The organism is Synechococcus sp. MW101C3, from assembly GCF_002252635.1.
GTDB lineage: Bacteria > Cyanobacteriota > Cyanobacteriia > PCC-6307 > Cyanobiaceae > MW101C3.
In genome coordinates this window covers 139,426-161,650 of record NZ_NQKX01000009.1, presented here as the reverse complement: position 1 = coordinate 161,650, position 22,225 = coordinate 139,426, and the positions used below count along the sequence as shown (strand labels likewise).

General features: G+C 68.6%; 19 protein-coding genes. 13 read left to right on the top strand and 6 right to left on the bottom strand.

What is annotated here, in order from left to right:
* Positions 1-277: 277 nt before the first annotated feature.
* The 4 genes from urtA to ureE form a co-directional block, all read right to left on the bottom strand.
* A complete protein-coding gene (urtA, locus tag CJZ80_RS12745; RefSeq protein WP_094513885.1) occupies positions 278-1,579 on the bottom strand; it encodes an urea ABC transporter substrate-binding protein in 1,302 nt (433 codons plus the stop codon).
* 252 nt (positions 1,580-1,831) lie between these two features.
* Entirely contained in the window at positions 1,832-2,446 is a 615-nt protein-coding gene (gene ureG, locus CJZ80_RS12740; RefSeq protein WP_094513883.1) for an urease accessory protein UreG, read from the bottom strand.
* A gap of 58 nt (positions 2,447-2,504) precedes the next feature.
* Entirely contained in the window at positions 2,505-3,236 is a 732-nt protein-coding gene (locus CJZ80_RS12735; RefSeq protein WP_094514015.1) for an urease accessory protein UreF, read from the bottom strand.
* Positions 3,226-3,675: an urease accessory protein UreE gene (gene ureE, locus CJZ80_RS12730; protein WP_233133081.1), complete on the bottom strand. Its 450-nt coding sequence runs from the start codon at positions 3,673-3,675 to the stop codon at positions 3,226-3,228. The genes CJZ80_RS12735 and ureE overlap by 11 nt, the downstream gene beginning before the upstream one ends.
* A gap of 33 nt (positions 3,676-3,708) precedes the next feature.
* Here ureE and CJZ80_RS12725 point away from each other — a divergent pair, with 33 nt between their 5' ends.
* On the top strand, positions 3,709-4,671 hold the full coding sequence (locus CJZ80_RS12725) for an urease accessory protein UreD (protein ID WP_094513875.1): 963 nt from the start codon (positions 3,709-3,711) through the stop codon (positions 4,669-4,671).
* 10 nt (positions 4,672-4,681) lie between these two features.
* Here the strand turns inward: CJZ80_RS12725 and CJZ80_RS12720 are convergent, their stop codons facing one another.
* The gene (locus CJZ80_RS12720; protein ID WP_094513872.1) at positions 4,682-6,190 is read right to left on the bottom strand and encodes a TolC family protein; all 1,509 of its coding nucleotides are present in this window, start codon (positions 6,188-6,190) and stop codon (positions 4,682-4,684) included.
* A 68-nt stretch (positions 6,191-6,258) separates the two neighbouring features.
* Between CJZ80_RS12720 and CJZ80_RS12715 the strand changes: the two genes are divergently transcribed.
* The 12 genes from CJZ80_RS12715 to galE all read left to right on the top strand — a co-directional run bounded on the left by CJZ80_RS12715 (position 6,259) and on the right by galE (position 20,684).
* Complete coding sequence (locus CJZ80_RS12715; protein ID WP_094513870.1) at positions 6,259-7,446, top strand: hypothetical protein; 1,188 nt, start codon at positions 6,259-6,261, stop codon at positions 7,444-7,446.
* Complete coding sequence (locus CJZ80_RS12710) at positions 7,443-7,673, top strand: hypothetical protein (protein ID WP_233133080.1); 231 nt, start codon at positions 7,443-7,445, stop codon at positions 7,671-7,673. Before CJZ80_RS12715 ends, CJZ80_RS12710 begins: the two co-directional genes overlap by 4 nt.
* Positions 7,670-8,827, top strand: coding sequence for an FUSC family protein (locus CJZ80_RS12705; RefSeq protein ID WP_198948314.1), 1,158 nt, complete (start codon positions 7,670-7,672; stop codon positions 8,825-8,827). The genes CJZ80_RS12710 and CJZ80_RS12705 overlap by 4 nt, the downstream gene beginning before the upstream one ends.
* Before the next feature lie 90 nt (positions 8,828-8,917).
* The gene (locus CJZ80_RS12700; protein WP_094513867.1) at positions 8,918-9,220 is read left to right on the top strand and encodes an urease subunit gamma; all 303 of its coding nucleotides are present in this window, start codon (positions 8,918-8,920) and stop codon (positions 9,218-9,220) included.
* 23 nt (positions 9,221-9,243) lie between these two features.
* The gene (locus CJZ80_RS12695; protein WP_094513865.1) at positions 9,244-9,561 is read left to right on the top strand and encodes an urease subunit beta; all 318 of its coding nucleotides are present in this window, start codon (positions 9,244-9,246) and stop codon (positions 9,559-9,561) included.
* 83 nt (positions 9,562-9,644) lie between these two features.
* A complete protein-coding gene (gene ureC / locus CJZ80_RS12690) occupies positions 9,645-11,354 on the top strand; it encodes an urease subunit alpha (RefSeq protein WP_094513861.1) in 1,710 nt (569 codons plus the stop codon).
* A gap of 126 nt (positions 11,355-11,480) precedes the next feature.
* Positions 11,481-12,920, top strand: a complete 1,440-nt coding sequence (locus CJZ80_RS12685; RefSeq protein ID WP_094514011.1) for a circularly permuted type 2 ATP-grasp protein — start codon at positions 11,481-11,483, stop codon at positions 12,918-12,920.
* Positions 12,914-13,987: an alpha-E domain-containing protein gene (locus tag CJZ80_RS12680; protein WP_094513859.1), complete on the top strand. Its 1,074-nt coding sequence runs from the start codon at positions 12,914-12,916 to the stop codon at positions 13,985-13,987. Before CJZ80_RS12685 ends, CJZ80_RS12680 begins: the two co-directional genes overlap by 7 nt.
* Positions 13,972-14,862 carry a transglutaminase family protein gene (locus CJZ80_RS12675; protein WP_094513856.1) on the top strand — a complete coding sequence of 297 codons (891 nt, stop codon included), beginning with the start codon at positions 13,972-13,974 and terminating at the stop codon, positions 14,860-14,862. The genes CJZ80_RS12680 and CJZ80_RS12675 overlap by 16 nt, the downstream gene beginning before the upstream one ends.
* Before the next feature lie 139 nt (positions 14,863-15,001).
* Positions 15,002-17,458 carry a glycogen/starch/alpha-glucan phosphorylase gene (locus CJZ80_RS12670; protein WP_094513854.1) on the top strand — a complete coding sequence of 819 codons (2,457 nt, stop codon included), beginning with the start codon at positions 15,002-15,004 and terminating at the stop codon, positions 17,456-17,458.
* Between the two features lie 2 nt (positions 17,459-17,460).
* A complete protein-coding gene (locus CJZ80_RS12665; RefSeq protein WP_094513850.1) occupies positions 17,461-19,587 on the top strand; it encodes a transglutaminase family protein in 2,127 nt (708 codons plus the stop codon).
* Positions 19,588-19,661: 74 nt separating this feature from the next.
* Complete coding sequence (galE, locus tag CJZ80_RS12660; protein WP_094513846.1) at positions 19,662-20,684, top strand: UDP-glucose 4-epimerase GalE; 1,023 nt, start codon at positions 19,662-19,664, stop codon at positions 20,682-20,684.
* Positions 20,685-20,687: 3 nt separating this feature from the next.
* On the opposite strand, the gene CJZ80_RS12655 is transcribed toward galE, so the two are convergent.
* Positions 20,688-22,190 (bottom strand): mannose-1-phosphate guanylyltransferase/mannose-6-phosphate isomerase, encoded by a 1,503-nt coding sequence (locus tag CJZ80_RS12655; RefSeq protein WP_094513842.1) that lies wholly within the window; start codon positions 22,188-22,190, stop codon positions 20,688-20,690.
* Positions 22,191-22,225: the final 35 nt, after the last annotated feature.

Genomic DNA, 22,225 nt, shown 5'->3' with positions numbered 1-22,225 from the left:
CCAAGATGGTGCCACCTCCGTGTAGGCCGCTTCAATACGCGAAGCAATGGCTTGAATCGTCTGAAAAATGATAAATCCAGAGAGAACAATCCGTTACTGGCTGATCTCTCTGGTGTTGTCTGCAAGTCTCGTGAACATGATGTCCTGAGAGCTGGGGCGATTGAAGGCGCTATCGAAAGTGATAGGCAGGCTTCAACGCCGAAGATAATCTCAGGCCAGAAAGGAAATGGAGAAGTGAAAGGAAAGGGTGGCTTCCGAAGAAGCCACCCAGGCACGATCACATCTTGAACTTGCCGGCATCCGGCCGGTCCTGCGTCCAGTCGCAGGTGTAGCCCTTGGTTTCAGGAACGAACTGGTTCCAGGGGATGGGCGGAATGGCCTTCTCGCTGTCAGAGAGGATCTTGAACTGGCCATCGGGCAGGGCTTCGCCGATCATCACACGCTCAGAGGTGTGATGGTTCGGGAACATCTTGATCTCACCTTGAGGGGCCTCAAAGGTGATGCCGATCATGGTCTTCCGGACCTTGTCAAGATCTTCGAAGGTGCCAGCCTTCTCAACGGCGTTCTTCCACAGGTACACCATGTTGTAGGCGGACTCTGCGGGGTCACCCACCACACGGTCAGCCCCATAGGCCGCTTGGAAGTCGGCAACGAACTTCTTCGAAGCCGGTGTATCCAGGCTCATGAAGTAGTTCCACGCGGCGAAGGTGCCGGTGGTGTACTCAGGGCCGATCTGGCGGATTTCCTCTTCTGCGATCGAGAAGGACATGATCGGGTACTTGGCCGGATCAATGCCTGCAGCCTTGAACTGCTTGAACAGGGCGACGTTGGAGTCACCGTTCAAGGTGTTGATGATGATGCCACCATCAGGGAAGGCTTTCTTGATCTTGGCGATGATCGGCGCCACCTCGGTGTTGCCGAGGGGGATGTAATCCTCGCCGACGGTTTCGCCGCCGAGCGCCTTCATCTGCTCCTTGATGATGGTGTTGGCGGTGCGGGGGTAGACGTAGTCAGAACCGACCAGGTAGACCTTCTTGCCCAGCTTTTCGCCGTACGTTTTCATCAGCCAATCCACCGCAGGCTCGGCCTGCTGGTTGGGAACGGCGCCGGTGTAGAAGATGTTGCGGGAGCACTCCTGACCCTCATATTGAATGGGGTAGAAGAGCATGTGGTTCTTGGACTCATACACCGGCAGCATGGCTTTGCGGCTGGCGGAGGTCCAGCCGCCGAACACCACGGCGACCTTGTCGGAGTCGATCAGCTTCTGGGATTTCTCAGCAAAGGTGGGCCAGTCAGATGCTCCGTCCTCAACGACGGAGACGATCTTGTAGGACTTGCCGCCAACCTTGACGCCGCCGGCATCATTGATTTCCTTGATAGCCATTTCTTCGACCTCTTTCAGGGTCGTCTCAGAAATTGCCATCGTTCCACTCAGAGAGTGAAGAATGCCAACCTTCACTTCTCCGTCGAAAGAACCAGCGCTATCCCCACCGCCACCGCCCCCGCAGGCGACGAGGGATACCGTGATCGCAGTTGCAGCAAGACCGGCAACCAGCCGCCTCGAGAAATACGGAACCATTGGGCCTGTTCAAGGTGAAGAAATTGCCGCAGTGCTGACGGCATTGCGGAACATACGGAGCCGGTCTTGTCAGTCCTGTCGCCAAAGGCACAGAAACGGCTGAAGAGCCCCTGTGCACGGGCGTTTTGGGTATTGCTTCCCCCTTTGGCGCCGCCACTGTGTTGATTCCCTGTTCAGCCTCCAGGGGCGGTTCGCCGTCTTATGTCTTTGCACGCCGCAGCCGCTGCCGAGTGCCGGCTCCGATGGCAACGATCAGAGCGAAGACCCTGGAGCGGGAAGTTGCCGGCAAAGAAAACGTTCCACCGCATCAAGGCCTTCGCCACTGCGCAGATTTGTGAAGCACCAGGGGCGATCACCGCGCATGCGGCGGGTGTCCGCCTCCATCACTTCGAGGCTCGCTCCTACCATCGGCGCCAGGTCGATCTTGTTGATCACGAGCAGATCAGAACGGGTGATGCCCGGCCCGCCTTTGCGGGGGATTTTGTCGCCGGCCGCCACATCGATCACATAGATGCAGAGGTCCACCAGTTCGGGGCTGAAGCTGGCCGCCAGATTGTCGCCACCGCTCTCCACCAGCACCAGGTCGAGATCCGGAAACCTCTCCTCCAGGTCTTCCACCGCCGCCCGGTTGATCGAGCAGTCTTCGCGGATGGCGGTGTGGGGGCAGCCACCGGTTTCCACCCCGCGGATCCGTTCCGGCTCGAGCGCACCGGCACGGGTCAGGAACTGGGCGTCTTCCTGGGTATAGATGTCGTTGGTCACCACGGCCAACTGCAGCCGTTCGCGCAGCCGCCGGCACAGGGCTTCCACCAGGGCTGTCTTGCCCGAGCCCACCGGTCCGGCCACGCCGACACGCAGCTTGCTCATGGCGTTGCTTCAGACGAGTGGGCGCAATCCTGCCACCGGTGCCCAGCTACGCCTCGCCTCAACTTCTGAACAGCCGTGAGTAGAGCTCGGCGTGCCCCAGCTGGGCCAGCCCCGCGCCCACACCGCCTGACCACATCGTGTGCGGGTCGGTGTGGGCCAGCTCTGCGGCCCGCTGCGCCAGCAGCGGTGCCAGGCGCAGCTGCAGCCCCTGCCCCTGGGTGGGGCCGATCGGCACCAGCCGCACCGCCGCGCTGATCTGACTGGCCACCCAGGCATAGAGGTAGGCCTCCACCAGGTCGGTGCTGGGAACACCCAGGCAGTGGCCGGCCCAGGCCCAGGCCGCCGGCCAGGCCAGCCCCTGCGCCGATGCGGGTGCCGCAGAGGTGGTGGCCGCCCCCTGGCCCGCGTCGGCCGGTAGCCGCCAACCCAGTTCGCCCAGCAACTGGGTGAGGGAACGGCCCATCTGGCGCTGCTGGGCACGCACCTCCGGGGCTTCCCGCAGGGCCAGCAGCCAGCCGTCGAGATCGTGCACGGCGCTCCATTGCCCTGCCGCCATGGCCTGCAGCAGCGGCGCCAGGGCCGCTGCCTCCACGCCCAGCGTCCCCCGCTGCAGTTCCGCCGCCAGCCAGCCGTGCAGCGCCTCGGCGGAGTTGATCCGGCCTTGCTGCACCAGCACTTCCAGACCCTCCGAATAGCTGAACGCCCCCACCGGCAGCGCCGGACTGATCAGCTGGAACAACAGCAACCGGGTCGGCGCCGCGCCGGTCTGGGCTGGGGGCTCAGTGCGCATGCCCGCCCTTGCCGGCATAGGCGCCCGGTTCCGGCCGGAACGGTGCGTCGAGGTGGAGAACGGCCAAACCGCGGTGGCGCAGCAGCTCCTCCAGCACCGGATCTTCCAGCAGGCGCAGCTCGCCCGGGTGCAGCTCCAGCGCCACATGGCGGTTGCCGAGGTGATAAGCGGCCTGCAGCAGCTGGAGGGAGTCGGCGCTGCGGGCCAGCAGCAACGGCTCCGGAGCCGCTTCCACCTGCACCACCACGCCGCTCTCACTGCTATTCAGCCACTCGCCGGGTTCGAGCGCTTCACCGCGCGGCAGCTGCAGCAGCAGATCCTGGCCGCAGGTGGTGCGGCGATGGCCGCGCAGCCCCTCGCGCTGCTGGGCGCTGAGCGGCAGCCGCAGGCTGGAGGGGGCGTCGGGCGGGGCGCTCAGGCGCCGGTCAAGGACGATCATGCGCGCCACCATGGCCACGGGCAGGGGCGAGAAATGTGGCGACCGCTACCTGACGGCCGCCGCTTCGCTCGCAGCATCGCCTCACTGCCCCTTCCCCTCCTGGCCCACGTCATCGTTGCGGATCCGCCCCCATCCACCAGCAGCTGGCGTGGTGAGGCCAGTCTTCGCTTCGCCCTCTCGCCCTCGGCGCCGCTCACCCTGCACCAGGGGGGAGCCACCTCGCCGCTGAAGATCCAACGCGCCTTCACCCGCGCCGATGGCCGCTGTGAGTTGCCCTTGCTGCACACCGCCGGCGGCCTGGTGGGCGGCGATCAGCTGGCGATCGACACCCGGCTGGAGGCCGGCAGCCGGGCCCTGGTCACCAGCGTGGCGGCGCAGAAGGTCTATGGCTCGATCGGCCGCTCCCGCCTGGCGCCTGAGGGCCAGTGGGCGCGGCAGTTGCTGGCGTTCCGCCTGGAAGACGGTGCCGATCTCGAATGGCTGCCCCAGGAGCTGGTGCTGTACGCCGGCGCGCTCTACGAGCAGGACAGCCGGGTGGAGCTGGCGGCTGGAGCCAGCTGGCTGGGCGCCGAAGTGGTGCGGCTCGGCCGCAGCGCCGATGGTGAATCCCTCGGCGCCGGTCGCTGGCGCTCCTCGTTGGCGATCCGCCGCGAAGGGCGCTGGAGCGTGGTCGATCGGCTGGAGCTGGGCGGCGGGAGCCTCGATCACGCCCACGGGCTGGGCGGTGCTCCGGTCTTCGGCAGCCTCGTGTGGGCGGCGCCGGCGCCGGTGAGCGAGGAGCTGCTGCTGCGCTGCCGCGACGACCGCCAGGGTCTGGTGGGGGAGATGGCCTGCGGCCGCCTCGATCAGGGCCTGGTGGCCCGCTACCGGGGCCCTTCCACCCAGGCGGCCCGCTACTGGTTCACGCGCCTCTGGGCGCGCATTCGCGCCGAACGGGGGCTGGCGCCGCCCCAGCTGCCGCGGGTGTGGCCGTTCCAGGAGTCGCCGTTCGGCTGAGCCGGCGGTGTCAGGGCGCTGTGGGGCTGGACGCTGGCATTGCGGTGCTGGGCTGGGGCGCTGCGGCGCCGGTTTCCAGCTCCAGGCCGGCGCGGCTGAGGTTCCAGCGGTGGACGGACACCGCCAGGGCAGTGCGGGCCAGCTGCAGATCCCGCTGGGTGATCATCACCTCCAGGATCGGGCTGATGCCGGCGCGATAGCGCAACTCGGCATCGCGAACCGCCAGCTCACCGGCACGGGCGGCGGCGGCGGCAGCGGTGATCTGAGCGGCGGTGGCGCGGTGGGTCTGCCACCAGGTTTCCACGTTCTGAATGATTGCCTGCTCGGCGCTGGCGATGGCGATTTGCTGCTGCTCCACCTGCCGTTGCGCCACGGCGGTGGCGGCCCGGGCGCTGCCCCCGTCGAACAAGGGCTGGCGCAGGCTGATCAGGGCGCCCCAGTCGTAGAAGCTGCCCGACTGGCTGGCGCCGGCGCTCTGTTGCGGCAAGGCGGCGCTGGGGCCCGAGGAAAGCCCCACGGTGGTGCTGGTCGACAGCACCGGCAGGTTGATCCGGTTGGCATTGATGCCGCCCCCGAGCAACAGCCCCACCGACGGCAGCCGCGCGGCCCTGGCCAGCTGCACCTGGGCCAGCTGGGCCTGGCGCTGCTGCTCCAGCGCGGCGAGGCTGGGGCGATCTAGCAGTGAGCGGCGGATCGTGCTGGGCAGGTCCTGTCCCCAGGCCGGTCCGGGCTGCAGGCGATCTGTGGCGGCCACGGCCTGATCCGCGGGTAGGGCAAGCAGCCGCGCCAGCCCGCTGCGGCTGATTTCCACCTGGGCTTCGGCCTCTGCCAGGCCGCGCCGGTCGTTCTCGAGCAAGGCCTCGGCCTGGGCGCTGTCGCTGCGGCTGGCCAGGCCGCGGGCCCGGATGGCGTTCACGTCCCGGCGCAGCCGCGTGGACACGTCCAGCGACCGCTGCCACACCGGGATCAATGCATCGGCGAGCTGCAGATGGAGGTAGGCGGCGGTGATGGCGAAGCGACTGATCCGCTGCTGCTCCATTTGCTGCGACCGTGCGGCCGCAAGGTTGGCCCTGGCGGCATCCCTGAGCGGGCCACGGCGAAAATCGATCAGCGGATAACTGAGCGCCAGACCGAGATTGCCGAAGGCGTTCTGCACCACCGCATACCCCTGGCTGCCCAGGTTGAGGTTGAGGTCGCCGATGGTGGAGACATTGCTGATGAAGTTGATGTCGGTGCCCACCTGGGCGTAGGTGCCCAGGCCCAGCAGATCCAGCTTCGGCAGGAAGGCGCTGCTGGCCAGTGCCACGAGCGAGCGGTTCTGCTCGATGGCCACCGCGGCGCTCTGCAGCGGCAGCGAACGCTCCAGCCCCAGGGCCAGCGCCTGCTCGAGGCTGAGGCGCAGCACGGCCGGAGGCGGGCCTGGTGTGGCCGCTGTGGCTGGCATGGCCACGGTGGCCGTCAGCAGCGGCCAGGCGATGGCCCACCAGGCGATCTGGCCTCGGCAGCTGCGGCCAACCAATCGACACCACCGGACGTGGCGCGTACCCTACGTGCTCCTTTCGGTGGTGCCCTTCGGGCCTGTGGCGAATGCCCGAAGCGCCGGCCAGCACCACCACGGCGCCAGCGCCGCTGTTGCCCCGACTGCTGCCGATCGCGGCCGTGAGTGCCCTGGCGCTGACCTGGGCCTTCGCCCCCGGGGTGCCTGTGCTGGTGCATGGCGGCGCCCTGCTGATGGAGCCGGACAGCCGCGCCGGCGTCTATGCCCGCTCCGCCGGCCAGATTCAGCGCCTGGCGGCGGAGGTGGGGGCGCCGCTGCGTCAGGGCCAGCTGCTGGCCACGATCAATCGGGTTGATCAGGCGGCACCGGGGGGCGGCTGGGTGGCGGCCAACCCTGAGGCGATCCGGCGCCAGAACCAGGCGATCGATCTCCAGCAGCAGGCGATGCGCAGCCAGATCGACACCCTGCGCACAAGCAATCAGCCGATCGGCCAACAGCTCGCCGCCCTCGAATCGCTGCGGCGCGACGAGGTGATTCCGCGCTACAGCCCGCTCTGGGTGGGCGCTCAGGACCTCTACCTGCGCAACCGGAGCCAGATCCGTGCCCTGGAAGGTCAGATCGCCCAGCTGGAGGCCGGCCGCGCCGAACTGCAGGCCCAGCTGGTCAGCCAGCAGGTGTTCTCCCCCCGCGCCGGCACGCTGTTGTCGCTGCTGGTGGCCCCGGGGCAGGCGGTGGTTCCGGGCCAGCGGATCGCGGTTGTCGGAGCCCCTCCGCAGGCGGTGTCACGCCACCGCACCGCCATCACCCTGTTCACCGAGGCCGACACCAGCCGCCTGCGGCCCGGAGCCCGGGTCCAAGTGGAACCCCAGCTTCAGAGCCGTGACCGCTACGGCGGCACCGCGCAGCGCTACGGCGCGCTGACGGGCCGCATCCGTTCGTTGTCACCGATCTCCCTGGATGCCGAAGCGCTCACCCATGTGCTGGGCGACAGCGATCTGGCGGCCAGCCTGGCGGCTCGCAGCCGCCAGGAGGCCTTCGGGGAAGGCGGCGATCCGCTCGCCACCCTGGGCAACAAGGTCACCGCGCCGGTGATGCTGGTGCTGGTGGATCTGGAGCCGGCGGCCACCCCCAGCGGCCTGCGCTGGAGCGGTGGCAACGGCCCCGATCTTGAGCTTGAGAACGGCACGCCGGCCCTGGCCCGGGTTGAACTGGAGCGGCGTCCGCTGGTCAGCTTCGTGCTGCCGTTTCTGCGCTGGCTGGGGGGGACCGAGCGATGAGCAACCCCCGCGTTGAGGCCGTCGCCGCCCGCGCCCGCCGCCGCCCGTTGCGGCAGTCGTTGGTCCCCTGGCTGGCGCCCTGGGCGGCCCCGGCCCCGTGGCTGGCCCTGCTGTTGCTGGCGCTGGCGGCCGCCAGCAGCCCGCCCCGGCTGTGGTTCTGGGTGGCTCTGCTGGGGGTGGTGCTGCTGGTGGGTTGGATCCAGGCCCTCGGCGGCCGGCCTCGGTGACCGGCGCCGCAGCCCCGCTGCCCTCGCGGGGCCTGCGTGCCGCCCTGGTGATCGCCCAGGCCAGCGGCTTCACCGCGGCGCTGGCGGCCGGCCTGGGCCTCGACAGCGGCGCGGCCGCCTACGGGGTGATCGTGGCGGCGCTGGTGGTGCGCCCGGATTTCAGCCGCTGGCCCCTGCCCGTGTACCCGGTGCTGGTGGGGCTGAGCGGCCTTTCGATGGCGATCGGGCTGCTGATCGGTGAGGCCTTCGCCGGAGCGCCGGAGGTGTTCGTGTTCGGCCTGGTGGCCGCGCTCATGCAGGTGCTGATGCTGCTGTTGCCCGGCGCGTTGCGGCCGCTCGGCAACGTGCTCGCCATCACCGGTGTGCTGCCGCTGCTGAACGCCACCAGCAGCTGGCTGAGCCTGGGCAACGAACTGGCCGCCATCGCGCTCGGGCTCGTGGTCGGCAGTGTCGTGCAGGTGGTGTGGAGTCCGGCCGGGCACCAGGCGCCAGCGGAGGAGCCTGAGCCGGCTGCCGCCGACCCGCCGCTGGCCGCGCGCCTGGCGGCGGGTCTGGCCTCGCCGTTCTTCTGGCGCAAGCTGGTGGTGGCCGTACTGGCGTTGCCGATCGGCGAAGGCCTGGGCGCCGTCGCCCCCAAATACCTCTATTTCGGCGTGGTGCTGCTGCTCAACGACAGCCTCGGCGCCACCCTGGCGCGGGTGCGCGATCGCATGGTGGGAGTCAGCCTCGGTGTGCTGATGCCGCTGCTGGTGTTTGACAGCTTTGGCCTCAGCCCGCTCAGCACCGCCGTGGTCATGGGCGGAACCGCGGCGCTGGTGGTGGCGCTGCAGGGCGAGGCGTACCTGCGCACCGCGCTGATCTCCAGCGGGGTGGCCTTTGTCGGATACGGACCGCTGGTGGCCTGGTACATCCCTCACCGCTGGCTGGATTACCTGCTGGGCTCCGCTTTGGCTGTGGTGGCAGGCCTGCTGTTCCGGCCCACCTCCGCACTGCAGCAATACCGCGCCCTGCTGCGCCGCAGCCCGGTTGCGCAGGACGCTGCCCGGCGGCTGTATCCGGCGGCGCTGGAGGAGGCCCGCTGGACGGGGCAGGTGCCTCCCGCCTTGCCCCCTGTGCCGGGGCCGCCTGCGCAGGCAACGCCGGTGAGGCCATGACCGACGCCGCTGCCGGCGCTGCGAACGTTCCTGCTGAACCTGCTCCAGCCCCGCGCCGCTGCAAGAGTGTGGCCGGCAATTGCGTCCCCCATGCATCTCACCCCCCAGGAGAAGGACAAGCTCCTGATCGTCACCGCGGCCCTGCTGGCGGAACGGCGCCTGGGTCGCGGTCTCAAGCTCAACCACCCCGAAGCCGTGGCCTGGCTCAGCTTTCAGGTGCTGGAAGGCGCCCGTGATGGCAAGAGCGTGGCCGCGCTGATGGAGGAAGGCAGCACCTGGCTCCGGCGTGACCAGGTGATGGAGGGCGTTCCCGAACTGATCCCCGAGGTGCAGATGGAGGCCACCTTCCCCGACGGCACCAAGCTCGTCACCCTCCACGACCCGATCCGCTGATCCCCCCTGATCGCTCCGCCTGCATGTCTCCTCTGATCCCTGGCGAACTGCTGCCGGAGCCCGGCAGCCACGAACTCAACGCCGGCCGGCCCGTCACCACGCTCAATGTGGCCAACCGCGGCGACCGCCCGGTGCAGGTGGGCTCCCACTTCCATTTCTATGAAGCCAACGACGCGCTGGTGTTCGACCGCGACAGTGCCCGCGGCCAGCGGCTCGACATCCCGGCCGGCACGGCAATCCGCTTCGAGCCCGGTGATCAGCGGGAGGTGCAGCTGATCCCCCTGGCCGGCGCGCGCCGGGTCTTCGGCTTCAACGGCCTGGTCAACGGCCCGCTCGACTGAAGCGGCGCCACCAGCGCGCGCTGCCCCTGCCCTGCGACGGCCACCTCGGCCCCCCCCACCGTCCTCCTCGACTTTCCTCAGCCATGCCCTATCGGATGGATCGGCGGGCCTACGCCGAAACCTATGGCCCCACCACCGGCGACCGGCTGCGGCTGGCCGACACCGAGCTGTTCCTCGAGGTGGAGAAGGATTTCACCACCTATGGGGAAGAGGTGAAGTTCGGCGGCGGCAAGGTGATCCGCGACGGCATGGGTCAGGCCCAGACCCCCCGCTCCGGGGGGGCCGTGGACACCGTGATCACCAATGCTCTGATCCTCGACTGGTGGGGGATCGTCAAGGCCGACATCGGTCTGCGGGACGGCCGGATCTGCGCGATCGGCAAGGCGGGCAACCCCGACATCACCGATGGGGTGACGATCGTCATCGGTCCCGGTACCGAGGCGATCGCCGGTGAGGGCCACATCCTCACCGCCGGCGGCATCGACACCCACATTCATTTCATCTGTCCGCAGCAGGTGGAAACCGCCCTGGCCAGCGGGGTCACCACCCTGCTCGGTGGCGGCACCGGCCCGGCCACGGGCTCCAACGCCACCACCTGCACCCCCGGCGCCTTCCACATGGCCCGCATGCTGCAGGCGGCCGAGGGGCTGCCGGTGAACCTGGGCTTCTTCGGCAAGGGCAACGCCAGCACCCCCGAGGCGCTCGAGGAGCAGATCCGTGCCGGTGCCGTCACCCTCAAGCTCCACGAAGACTGGGGCACCACCCCCGCCGCCATCGACTGCTGCCTGTCCGTGGCGGATCGCTTCGACATCCAGGTGGCGATCCACTCCGACACCCTCAACGAAGCGGGGTTCGTGGAGGACACGATCCGCGCCATCGGCGGCCGCACCATCCACACCTTCCACACCGAAGGCGCCGGCGGCGGCCACGCGCCGGACATCATCCGCATCTGCGGCGAAGCCAACGTGCTGCCCAGCTCCACCAACCCCACGCGCCCCTACACGCGCAACACCCTGGAGGAGCACCTCGACATGCTGATGGTGTGCCACCACCTCGATCCCTCGATCCCGGAGGATGTGGCCTTCGCCGAATCGCGCATCCGCCGCGAAACGATCGCCGCCGAAGACATCCTCCACGACATCGGCGCCTTCTCGCTGATCGCCAGCGATTCCCAGGCCATGGGCCGCGTCGGCGAGGTGATCACGCGCACCTTCCAGACCGCCCACAAGATGAAGGTGCAGCGGGGAGCCCTGCCGGGCGACTCGGAGCGCAACGACAACACCCGCCTCAAGCGCTACATCGCCAAGGTCACGATCAACCCGGCGATCGTGCACGGCCTCGACAGCCAGATCGGTTCGGTGGAGGTGGGCAAGCTGGCGGATCTGGTGCTTTGGAAGCCGGGTTTCTTCGGGGTCAAGCCAGAGATGGTGATCAAGGGCGGCTCGATCGTCTGGGCCCAGATGGGCGATGCCAACGCCTCGATCCCCACCCCCGGCCCGGTGCATGGCCGGCCGATGTTCGCCGCCTTCGGCAAGGCCCTGGCCCCCAGCTGCCTCACCTTCCTCTCCCAGGCCGCCCTCGATGACGACCTGCCCAGAAAGCTGGGACTCGAGCGGCCCTGCGTGCCGGTGGTGAACACCCGCGGCATCGGCAAGGCCGAGATGCGCAACAACACGGCCCTGCCGAAGGTGGAGGTGGATCCCCAGACCTACGAAGTGTTCGCCGATGGGGAGCTGCTCACCTGCGAGCCCGCCGACGTGCTGCCGATGGCGCAGCGGTATTTCCTGCTCTGAGGGTCGGATTCACTGCCAGGGCCGATCAGGGCGGGCCGGAGCCTAGGCCGGCCGGGCCTGATCGGTAGCAACCATGACGGGTCGGCCCCGCGCCGCTGTTCATGATTGAGCCCGATGCGGCTGCCCATGTTCACCGACTACAAGCCCGCAAAGGGCTACGACGAATATTTCAGCGCCTCTTCCCAGCCCCGCTCCGCCCTGCGGCCCCTGCTCTCGTCCCTGGGCCAGCTGGGCATCGAAGAGATCAACCGCAACCACGCGGCCGCCGGCATGCTGCTCAAGCGCCTCGGGGCCACCTTTCGTCTCAATGGCTCCGGTGAGCAGGGCGGCGAGCGGATCCTGCCCTTCGACCCCCTGCCGCGGCTGATCCGCGCGGGCGAATGGCAGCGGCTGGAGAAGGGCCTGATTCAGCGCCTCGAAGCGATCGACTGCTTCCTCGCCGACGTTTACAGCGACCAGAAGATCCTCAACGACGGCGTCATCCCCCGCGCCGACGTGATCAGCTCCCATGGCTGGCGCCCGCAGATGGCGGGGTTCAAGCCGCCGCTGGATCGCTGGTGCCACGTGTCCGGCCTCGATCTGATCCGTGACGGCAAGGGCACCTGGCGCGTGCTGGAAGACAACCTCCGCTGCCCCTCGGGCGTGGCCTACTTCCTGGAAAACCGCCGCGTGATGAAGCGGATGTTCCCCAGCCTGTTCTCCGGGCCCACGGTGCAGCCGATCGACGATTACCCCTCCCATCTGCTCCAGACCCTGCGGGAACTGGCCCCATGGACCGACACTCCCTCGGTGGTGCTGCTCACCCCGGGCGTGTTCAACAGCGCCTATTTCGAGCACAGCTACCTGGCCCAGCAGATGGGCATCCAGCTGGTGGAGGGCCGCGATCTGGTCTGCGAGGGCAACCGGGTGTGGATGCGCAGCACCGCCGGGCTCGAGCCGGTGGATGTGATCTACCGCCGCATCGACGACGACTTCCTCGATCCGGCCGTGTTCCGCAGTGATTCGATGCTGGGCGTGCGTGGGCTGATGGAGGCCTATGCCGCCGGCCGGGTGGCGATCGCCAACGCGCCGGGCACCGGCGTTGCCGACGACAAGCTGATCTACGCCTACGTACCAGACATGATCCGCTACTACCTGGCGGAGGAGCCGATCATCGAGAACGTTCCCACCTATATCTGCGCCCGGCCCGAGGACCAGGCCTACGTGCTGGCCCACCTCAAGGACCTGGTGGTGAAAGCGGTGGGAGAAGCCGGGGGCTACGGCATGCTGATCGGCCCGCACGCCGATCCGGCCGAGATCCTCTCCTTCGCCGACAAGATCAAGGCCGATCCCCGCAACTTCATCGCCCAGCCCACCCTGGAGCTCTCCACCGTGCCCTCGCTCAGCGAAGGCGAGCTCTACCCCTGCCACGTCGATCTGCGGCCCTACGTGCTGCGGGGCAAGGGGGCCTGGGTGAGCCCGGGCGGCCTCACCCGGGTGGCGCTGCGCCGCGGCTCGCTGGTGGTCAACTCGTCGCAGGGCGGAGGATGCAAGGACACCTGGATCGTGGATGAGACCTCATGCTGAGCCGCGTCGCCGATTCCCTCTACTGGATCAACCGGTACGTCGAGCGGGCCGAGAACATCTCCCGCTTCCTTGAAGTGAGCGAGGCGATGGCGCTCGACTGCCCGCCGGGCAGCGCCGAACCCTGGCTGCCGTTGATCGATGCCAGCGGCGACCGCGAGCTGTTCGACCGCCTCTACCCCGATGGTGGGCCCACCGATGTGGTGCGCTTCCTGGTGCGCGAGCCGGACAACCCGAGCAGCATCGTCAACTGCATCGCCACCGCCCGCGAGAACGCCCGCCAGATCCGCGAGGTGATCACCACGGAGATGTGGGAGCAGATCAACGACCTCTATCTCACACTCAAGGAAAGCGACCATTTCTGGCGCCTGCCGGCCCAGGAGCAGCTGCACGAGGTGCGCCGGGCCTGCCAGCTGTTCTATGGCGTCACCGATGCCACGCTCAGCCGCGATCTCTCCTGGCAGTTCAGCAAGCTGGGGCGCCTGGTGGAGCGCGCCGACAAGACCAGCCGCATCCTTGATGTGAAGTACTTCCTGCTGCTGCCGAGCCCGGAAGAGGTGGGCGGCGTGCTCGATGAACTGCAGTGGATCTCCCTGCTGCGCTCGGCCGGGGCCTATCAGATGTTCCGCCAGTCGCAGCAGCGGGCGATCGAGCCCAAGGCGGTGGCGGCCTTCCTGCTGCTCGATCCGATCTTCCCCCGCTCGGTGCGGTATTGCCTCGAAGGCCTCAGCAAGTCGCTGCGGGTGATCCGCGGCAACCCGGTGCCCGGCCCGCCCGACGACCTGGAATGCCTCTCCGGTCTGATGCTGGCCAACTGGAGCTACGTGCGCATCGACGAGCTGATCGGGCGTGGCCTGCATGAAGCGATCGACCAGTTCCAGAGTGATCTCAACCACCTGCATGGTCTGATCAGCGACCGCTACTTCGTCACCGTCACCCACGCCTCCCCGTCGCCGGCCTGCGTGCAGTCGGGCGCTGTCGAGGCCCAGTCGATGGCCTCCTCCAGCGCCTCGGCTGTGCCCCCGCCACCCCTGCCCACCGCCTCCTCCCCGGCATGCGCGCCCGCGTAACCCATACCCTTTCGTATCGCTACAGCGCGCCGGTCCAGCTGGGTCCCCATCGCCTCTGCCTGCGGCCCCGGGCCCACGGGTTCCAGCGTCTGGTGAGTTTCGAGCTGTTCTTCTCGCCCGATCCCCACCGGCTGCATCTGCTGGTGGCCGCCAGCGGTGATGACGTGCTGCGGGCCCGCTTCGCGGGCAGCACGGACAGCTTCGAGATCCGCGCCACCAGTGAGGTGGACACCCAGATGCCGCCCCTGCTGCAGGCCTGCCTGGAGGAGAACGAGCCCCTGCTGCCCTATCCGGTGGGCCTGCTGAACAGCGACCTCAAGGGCTCCCTCGATGGCTGGCTGCCCAATGGCCAGCACGAGCCGGCGGCGGTGGAGCTGGCCCAGGAGGCGTTGATGGGCAGCGACCAGCGGGCGCTGATGTTCCTGCAGCAGCTGGTGGAGATGATCCAGGACCGGGTCAAGTACACCCAGAGGCATGTCGGGCCGGCCTGGCCCGCCGGCCGCACGCTCAAGGAGCGGGTGGGCTCCTGCCGTGATCTGGCCGTGCTGATGATCGAGGCCTGTCGCTGCGTGGGCCTGCCCGCCCGTTTTGTTAGCGGCTATCACCTGGTGGAGCCAAGGCCGCAGCGCTACGACCTGCATGCCTGGGCGGAGGTGTATCTGCCCGGTGCCGGTTGGCGGGGCTTCGATCCCAGCGGCCAGGGGGCCATCGACGACCGCTACATCCCCCTGGCCACCTCCTCCAAGTCCGGCCTTACCGCGGCGGTGTCGGGAAGCTTCTCCGGACCACCCGGTGTGAAAAGCGAACTCAGTTGGGCGATCAGCGCCGATGTGCTGAGCGAGGAACACACCGTGCCGAACCTGCTGCAACTCTGATCCCGCCTTGATTCCGGCCGCAGTCACGGCCAGGTGTCCCTGGCGCGGCAAACGGAAAATGAACCTGAATTGGTAACCGTTGGCGCAGCATCAGGGCCACAGTCCGCAGCATGAAGGTCCGATTGCTGATAAGCACCCCATGGCCGCCACCACAGCACCCCCCGCTGACCGCGACTACTTCTCTTCTGCGGATGGTCGGGCGCTGGCGGAGGGCATCCGCCGCCACCTGTTCTCCAGCCTGGCCAAGTCGCCATCGTTGGCCACCCGCCACGACTACTACCGCGCCCTGGCGCTGGCGGTGCGTGACCAGCTGCTGCACAACTGGGTCGACACCGCCGAGGCCTACACCCAGGAAGGGGTGCGTACCGTCAGCTACCTCTCCGCCGAGTATCTGCTTGGCCCACACCTCGACAACAACCTGGTGAACCTGGGGTTGCGCGAGGCGGCCAAGGATGCCTGCGACGAACTTGGTGTCGACCTTGAGGAGCTAATCGCCGAGGAGCCCGAACCGGGCCTGGGCAACGGCGGCCTCGGCCGCCTGGCGGCCTGCTTCCAGGAATCGTTGGCCAGCCTGGAGCTGCCTGCGATCGGTTACGGCATCCGCTACGAGTTCGGCATTTTCCGCCAGCAGATCAGCAACGGCTGGCAGGTGGAGAGCACCGATCCCTGGCTGGCGCAGAGCAACCCCTGGGAGGTGATTCGCCCCGAGTGGACCTACCCGGTGCAGATCGGCCAGCATGTGGTGCTGGGCGTCGCCTACGACACGCCGATCCTTGGCTATGGCGTCAAGACCACCAACACGCTGCGGCTGTGGTCGGCGCAGGCCCCGGAGGCCTTCGATTTCGCTTCCTTCAACGCCGGTGACTACACCCGCGCGGTGCTGCAGAAGGTGGAGTCGGAAACGCTCTCCAAGGTGCTGTATCCCAACGACGAGCTTGAACAGGGCAAGCGCCTGCGGCTCAGCCAGCAGATCTTCTTCGTGAGCTGCTCCCTGCAGGACATGTTCCGCATCCTCAAGGGGCAGGGTCTGCCGGTCACCGAGTTCCACCACAAGTTCGCGGTGCAGCTCAACGACACCCACCCGGCCATCGCCGTGGCCGAGCTGATGCGGCTGCTGATCGATGAGCACGGCGCCGACTGGGACACCGCCTGGTCGATCACCACCGCCAGCGTGAACTACACGAACCACACACTGCTGCCTGAGGCGCTCGAGACCTGGGGGCTGGAGCTGTTCGCCCAGCTGCTGCCCCGCCAGCTCGAGATCATCTACGAGATCAACGCCCGCTTCCTGCGCATGGTGCGCATCCGCTACCCGGGCCAGCCCGAGCTGCTGGAGCGGCTGTCGCTGATCCAGGAGGGGCCCCAGCGCAAGGTGCGGATGGCGAACCTGGCGGTGGTGGGCAGCCAGAAGGTGAACGGGGTGGCGGAGCTGCACAGCGACCTGGTGCAGTCTCAGCTGTTCCCCGAGTTCGCCGATCTCTGGCCCGATCGCTTCACCAACGTCACCAACGGCGTCACACCCCGCCGCTGGATCGCGGTGGCCAATCCGTTCCTCTCCGGCCTGCTCGACGAGACGATCGGCCGCGGCTGGCGGCGGGATCTGGCCGAGCTCAAGGGCCTCGAGGCCCATGCCGATGACGGTGCCTTCCTGGAGCGCTGGCGCAGCGTGCGCGATCAGGCCAAGCAGCGGCTGGCCGCCACCATCCACCACGACCTTGGCGTGCTGGTGGACCCCTCGTCGCTGTTCGACGTCCAGGTGAAGCGGATCCACGAGTACAAGCGCCAGCACCTGGCCGCGCTGCAGATCGTGGAGCGCTACCTGCGGCTGCGCAACGGTGAGGACCTGCCGCCCCGCACCTTCATCTTCGGGGGCAAGGCGGCGCCGGGCTACCACATGGCCAAGCTGATCATCCGGCTGATCGGCGGTATCGCCGAGATCGTCAACATGGACCCGGCCATGGACGGCCGCATGCGGGTGGTCTTCCTGCCCAACTTCAGTGTCAGCCTCGGCCAGAAGGTCTATCCCGCTGTGGACCTCTCCGAGCAGATCTCCACCGCCGGCAAGGAGGCCTCCGGCACCGGCAACATGAAGATGGCGCTCAACGGCGCCGTCACGATCGGCACCCTCGATGGCGCCAACGTGGAAATCCGCGAGCTGGTGGGCCACGAGAACTTCTTCCTGTTCGGCCACACCGCCGAGCAGATCGAATCGCTCAACCGCAACGGCTACCACCCGATGCCCTGGCTGGAGAACGATCCGATCGCCCGCGAAGCGATCGAGCTGATCGGCTCGGGCCACTTCAGCGAAGGCGACCGCGACCTCTTCCACCCACTGCTGGCCAACCTCTGCGGCAGCGATCCGTTCCGGGTGATGGCCGACATGGGCGACTACCGCCGCGCCCATAACGCCGTCGATCAGGCCTGGCAGAACCCCGCCAGCTGGAGCCGCATGTCGGTGCTGAACACAGCCCGCTGCGGCTTCTTCTCTTCCGACCGCTCGATCGCCGAGTACGCCGAACGCATCTGGAAGGTGGCGCCGGTGCCGATCAATGCCTGCACCGTGATTCCTGCCAGCCTGCGGACTACCCCTCACTGACCATGCCCTTCACCCCCGCGTCTGCGCCCGCCGACTCCCTGCAACGGCCCGCGCCCCCTCCCCTGACTTCCACCCCCGGCTGGATGGCGGCCACGGCCGTTGAAGCGGAGCACCGGCTGCAGGCCGCGGGCCTCCACCTCACCCTGGGCGGTGAACCCACCTACGTGCCGCTCAAGCCCGAAGGGGCCGAATGGTCGGTCACCGCCGATGGGCCCACCAAGCTGGCCTACGCCCATGGCCTGGCGGCGGAGATTCAGCGCCGCACCTGGCCCGGCAGCACCTTGATGTACTGCCCGGGCAAGCGCTACGACGGCGAGGTGAACCCGCGCTGGGCGCTGCGGTTGATCACCGGCCTCGATGGCCTGCCCCTGGTGCGCTGGCCCCAGGACGCTGCGGCGGGGCGCCCACCGGAGTTCGGTGCGCCCTTCTGCCTGCCTCCCCTGCCGCGCAAACGCGCCAAGGCCTTTCTGGAGGCCGTCGGCTCGGCCCTGGGCTGCGCCTTCAAGCCACTCAAGCTCAAGGATCCCCTCGCCCCCGACAACCGCGTCTGGGCGGTGCCGCTCTGCCACCACGCCGAGGCCAGCGAGGACGGCGAGCCCGCGGGTTGGCAGGCGGCCGAGTGGAGCCTCGCCAAGCGGCTCTGCCGCCTGCTGCCGGCCCCCGGTCCGGCCGGGCTGCGCCTGCCGCTTGTGCATTTCCCCGAGGGGGTGCTGCGTCAGGTGCTGACGCTGGAGATCCGCGATGACAGCTGGAACCTCTTTCTGCCGCCGCTGGCGCGCGAGCCCCTGCTCGAGCTGCTGACGGTGATCGCCGCCGCCAGCGCGGGCTGGAGCCAGCCCGAACTCAGCGGCATGCTGCCTGTTGATGTGGACGGCCAGTGGCAGGTGCTGGGCCTCACCGCCGACCCCGGCGTGCTGGAGGTCAACCTGCCGGTGTGCCACGGCTGGGCCGACTACGCCGGCTGGATGCAGACCCTGGCCGAGGCGGGCGTGGCGGTGGGCCTCTGCAGCTCGAAGGGTGAGGGCCTGGAGCAGCAGGGCACCGGCGGCGGCAACCACCTGCTCTGGGGCGGCGCCAGCCTTGAGGCCAACCCGTTCTTCAGCCGGCCAGCCTGGCTGGTGGGGATCCTGCGCTTCTGGCAGCACCATCCCAGCCTCTCCTATCTCTTCAGCAACAGCTCGGTGGGCCCGTCCTCCCAGGCGCCGCGCCTCGATGAGGGCAGTGCCAGCCCCCTCGATCTCCGACTGGCCCACAGCGCCCTGGAGCAGTTGCCCGAGGGCGATCAGCGGGTGCTGATCAGTGAAACCCTGCGCCACCTCCATGCCGACCGCAGCGGCAACACCCACCGCAGCGAAATCAGCTTCGACAAGTTCTGGAACCCCGCCTGGCCCAGCGGCTGCCAGGGCCTGATCGAATTCCGGGCGATCGAGGCCCTGCCCAGGGCGGAGTGGGCCGCGGCGATCGCCCTGCTCTGGAGCGCGCTGGCGGCGCACCTGCTGGATCCGATCCACCGCCCCACCGAGCTGATCACCTTCAACGAGCGCCTTCACGATGAGGCGCTACTGCCCCATGCGCTCTGGAGCGATCTGCAGGAGGTGCTGCAGCAGCTGGATGCCGACGGCCTCGACATGCAGCCCGAGCCCTACCGGCAGATCTGGAACTGGCGCTTCCCGTTGCTGCTCTCCTGGGAGCAGCAGGGCGCCCGGCTGGAGATCCGCCGTGCCCTGGAGCCCTGGCCGCTGCTGTGCGACACCCCGGCGGAGGGCGGCACCACCAGCCGCTTCGTCGACAGCTCCCTGCAGCGCCTGGAACTGCGGGCGAACGAGGCGTTCCTGGCCGCCTACCGGCTGCGCCTCTGCGGCCGTGACCTGCCGCTCGCGGACGGCTGGCTGGGGATCCGCTACCGCCACAGCAGCCTGTTCCCTTCCCTGCATCCCTGCATCCCGAACCAGTTGCCCCTGCAGCTGGAGATCCTCGCGGCAGGCAGCGGGGAGCGGCTGGTCTGCTTCCGCCGCGATGGTGAGCCGCATCACTTCGTGCCCGATCCTGAGCCCCTCGAGCCGCTGGCGGCGCCGGCCTGGCCATTGCCGGAGCCCGGCCTGCGCACCATCGACCTCCGCCTGGGTTGAAGCGCCCCCGAGGGGCGAGGCGGCTGGCCATCGCTGCCGATCAGTAGGGTCCGAAAGCACACCCAGCCTTTGCAATGGCCGCGCTTCTGATCACCGGTGGGGCAGGCTTCATCGGCAGTCACCTCTGTGTGCTGCTGCTGCAGCTGGGCCATCGCCTGGTGGTGCTCGACGACTTCTCCAACAGCTCCCCGGAAGCCCTGCGCCGGGTCGAGGAACTGGCGGGGGCGCCGCTGCATCTGATCCAGGGCGACATCCGTGATCCGGCCGCCCTGGAACGGGCGTTCGCCGCTGCAGCGATCGAGGCCGTGATCCATCTGGCGGGTTGCAAGGCGGTGGGCGAGTCGGTAGCCGACCCCCTGCGCTACTGGGATGTGAACGTGGGCGGCAGCGTGCGGTTACTGGCGGCCATGCGCCAGGCCGGTTGCCGCACGATCGTGTTCAGCAGCAGCGCCACGCTCTATGGCTTCACCAGCGTGGTGCCGATCCCCGAATCCGCGCCGGTGGCACCGGTGAACCCTTACGGCGAAACCAAGGCCGCGGTGGAGCGCCTGCTGGCCGATGTGGCGGCCAGCGAACCCGGCTGGCGGGTGGCCCTGCTGCGCTACTTCAACCCCTGTGGCGCCCATCCCAGCGGCCGCATCGGCGAAGATCCCGGCGGCCTGCCCAACAACCTCTTCCCCTTCGTGAGCCAGGTGGCGATCGGCCGGCGGCCCTTCCTGCGCGTCTTCGGCGGTGACTGGCCCACGGCCGATGGCACCGGCGTGCGCGACTACATCCACGTCATGGACCTGGCCGACGGCCATCGCGCGGCCCTTGAGGTGCTGCTGGCAGAAGCTCCCCAGCGCCTTACCCTCAACCTCGGCAGCGGTGCGGGGCATTCGGTGCTGGAGGTGGTGCGCGCCTATGAGCGGGCCAGCGGACGGCCGATCGCCTACCGCATCGAAGAGCGTCGGCCTGGGGATGTGGCGGTGTCGGTGGCGGATCCCGCCCTGGCGGCCGAGCGGCTGGGCTGGCGCACTGAGCGTGGCCTGGACGTTATCTGCCGGGACGGCTGGGCCTGGCAGTCGGCCAATCCGGCGGGGTATGGCCCCGGGTAAGCGTCAGCTGGCCGCCTGGGCGATGCCGCGGTGGGGGGCGTCGGTGCGGCCGTAGACGTCATCGAAGCGCACGATGTCGTCTTCGCCGAGATAGGGGCCGCTCTGCACCTCGATCATCTCCACGGCGATCTTGCCGGGGTTCGACAGCCGGTGCTTCGAGCCGAGCGGGATGTAGGTGCTCTGGTTCTCGCCCACCATCTCCTGGAGGCCGTCTTTCTCCACCACGGCGGTGCCTTTCACCACCACCCAGTGCTCGGCGCGGTGGTGGTGCATCTGCAGCGACAGCGAAGCGCCCGGTTTCACCAGGATCTTCTTCACCTGCCAGCGCTCTCCCTCCACAACGCCGTCGTAGTGGCCCCATGGGCGGTAGATGCGGCGATGGGCCTTGCCTTCCGAGGCGCCCGCCGCTTCCAGCTGGTTGACGATCATCTTGACGTCCTGGGCCCGGTCGCGGTGGGCCACCAGCACCGCATCGTCGGTTTCGACCACCACCAGATCATCGACGCCGAGGCCCACCACCAGCCGGTGCTCGCTGCGCAGATAGCAGTTGCGCGACCCCTCGCTGATCACCCGGCCGCGCAGCACGTTGCCCGAAGCATCCCGCTCGCCGGTGTCCCACAGGGCGCTCCAGCTACCCACATCGCTCCAGCCCGCCTCCAGCGGCAGCACCGAACCGAGCGCCGTGCGCTCCATCACGGCCACGTCGATGGCCAGGCTGGGGCAGCTGGCAAAGGATTCCTGCTCCAGACGCAGGAAATCCAGGTCGGCGGAATCCTGCTCCAGGGCGGCGCGGCAGGCGCTCACGAGTTCGGGGGTGAGCCGCTCCAGCTCGGCCAGGATGGCGCTGGCCTTGAACAGGAACATGCCGCTGTTCCAGGTGAAGCGTCCCGAGGCGAAGAACTGCTCGGCGGTGGCCCGGTCGGGCTTCTCCACGAAGCGGGCGATCGGCACCGGCTCCAGAGGGCCGGCGGCGGCACCGTTTGTGGGCGCAGCGGCGAAGGGCAGGGCCGCCTCGATGTAGCCGTAGCCGGTTTCCGGCGCGGTGGGCACGATGCCGAAGGTCACCAGGCGGCCGGCCGCGGCGGCGGGACGACCCGCCGTGATCGCCGCGCGGAAGGCGGCGCCGTCGCGGATCACGTGATCGGCGGCCAGCACCAGCAGCAGCGGATCCTCACCGCGGGCGGTGGCCTGCAGGGCGGCCACGGCGATCGCCGGCGCGGTGTTGCGCCCCACCGGCTCCAGCAGGATCGCGGCTGGATCCACGCCGATCTGGCGCATCTGCTCGGCCACGATGAAGCGGTGGTCTTCGTTGCAGACCAGCAAGGGCGGCGCCAGCTGGGGCAGGCCCTCCAGCCGTTGCTGGGTCTGCTGCAGCAGGGTGGTGTCGTCGCTGCCGGCCAGCGCCCAGTACTGCTTCGGGTAGGAGGCGCGCGAGAGCGGCCAGAGACGCGTGCCGGTCCCTCCGCAGAGAATCACCGGCACGAGAAACGCGATCTCTGAGCTCATGGTCGGAGAAGAGACCGGATAGGCACGCAGTTTAT

Excerpts from the sequence above, each read along its gene's own strand:
- urtA (WP_094513885.1), bottom strand. The coding sequence starts at position 1,579 with ATGGTTCCGTATTTCTCGAGGCGGCTGGTTGCCGGTCTTGCTGCAACT.
- ureG (WP_094513883.1), bottom strand. The coding sequence starts at position 2,446 with ATGAGCAAGCTGCGTGTCGGCGTGGCCGGACCGGTGGGCTCGGGCAAG.
- CJZ80_RS12735 (WP_094514015.1), bottom strand. The coding sequence starts at position 3,236 with ATGCGCACTGAGCCCCCAGCCCAGACCGGCGCGGCGCCGACCCGGTTG.
- ureE (WP_233133081.1), bottom strand. The coding sequence starts at position 3,675 with ATGATCGTCCTTGACCGGCGCCTGAGCGCCCCGCCCGACGCCCCCTCC.
- CJZ80_RS12725 (WP_094513875.1), top strand. The coding sequence starts at position 3,709 with ATGTGGCGACCGCTACCTGACGGCCGCCGCTTCGCTCGCAGCATCGCC.
- CJZ80_RS12715 (WP_094513870.1), top strand. The coding sequence starts at position 6,259 with ATGCCCGAAGCGCCGGCCAGCACCACCACGGCGCCAGCGCCGCTGTTG.
- CJZ80_RS12710 (WP_233133080.1), top strand. The coding sequence starts at position 7,443 with ATGAGCAACCCCCGCGTTGAGGCCGTCGCCGCCCGCGCCCGCCGCCGC.
- CJZ80_RS12700 (WP_094513867.1), top strand. The coding sequence starts at position 8,918 with ATGCATCTCACCCCCCAGGAGAAGGACAAGCTCCTGATCGTCACCGCG.
- CJZ80_RS12695 (WP_094513865.1), top strand. The coding sequence starts at position 9,244 with ATGTCTCCTCTGATCCCTGGCGAACTGCTGCCGGAGCCCGGCAGCCAC.
- ureC (WP_094513861.1), top strand. The coding sequence starts at position 9,645 with ATGCCCTATCGGATGGATCGGCGGGCCTACGCCGAAACCTATGGCCCC.
- CJZ80_RS12685 (WP_094514011.1), top strand. The coding sequence starts at position 11,481 with ATGTTCACCGACTACAAGCCCGCAAAGGGCTACGACGAATATTTCAGC.
- CJZ80_RS12680 (WP_094513859.1), top strand. The coding sequence starts at position 12,914 with ATGCTGAGCCGCGTCGCCGATTCCCTCTACTGGATCAACCGGTACGTC.
- CJZ80_RS12675 (WP_094513856.1), top strand. The coding sequence starts at position 13,972 with ATGCGCGCCCGCGTAACCCATACCCTTTCGTATCGCTACAGCGCGCCG.
- CJZ80_RS12670 (WP_094513854.1), top strand. The coding sequence starts at position 15,002 with ATGGCCGCCACCACAGCACCCCCCGCTGACCGCGACTACTTCTCTTCT.
- CJZ80_RS12665 (WP_094513850.1), top strand. The coding sequence starts at position 17,461 with ATGCCCTTCACCCCCGCGTCTGCGCCCGCCGACTCCCTGCAACGGCCC.
- galE (WP_094513846.1), top strand. The coding sequence starts at position 19,662 with ATGGCCGCGCTTCTGATCACCGGTGGGGCAGGCTTCATCGGCAGTCAC.
- CJZ80_RS12655 (WP_094513842.1), bottom strand. The coding sequence starts at position 22,190 with ATGAGCTCAGAGATCGCGTTTCTCGTGCCGGTGATTCTCTGCGGAGGG.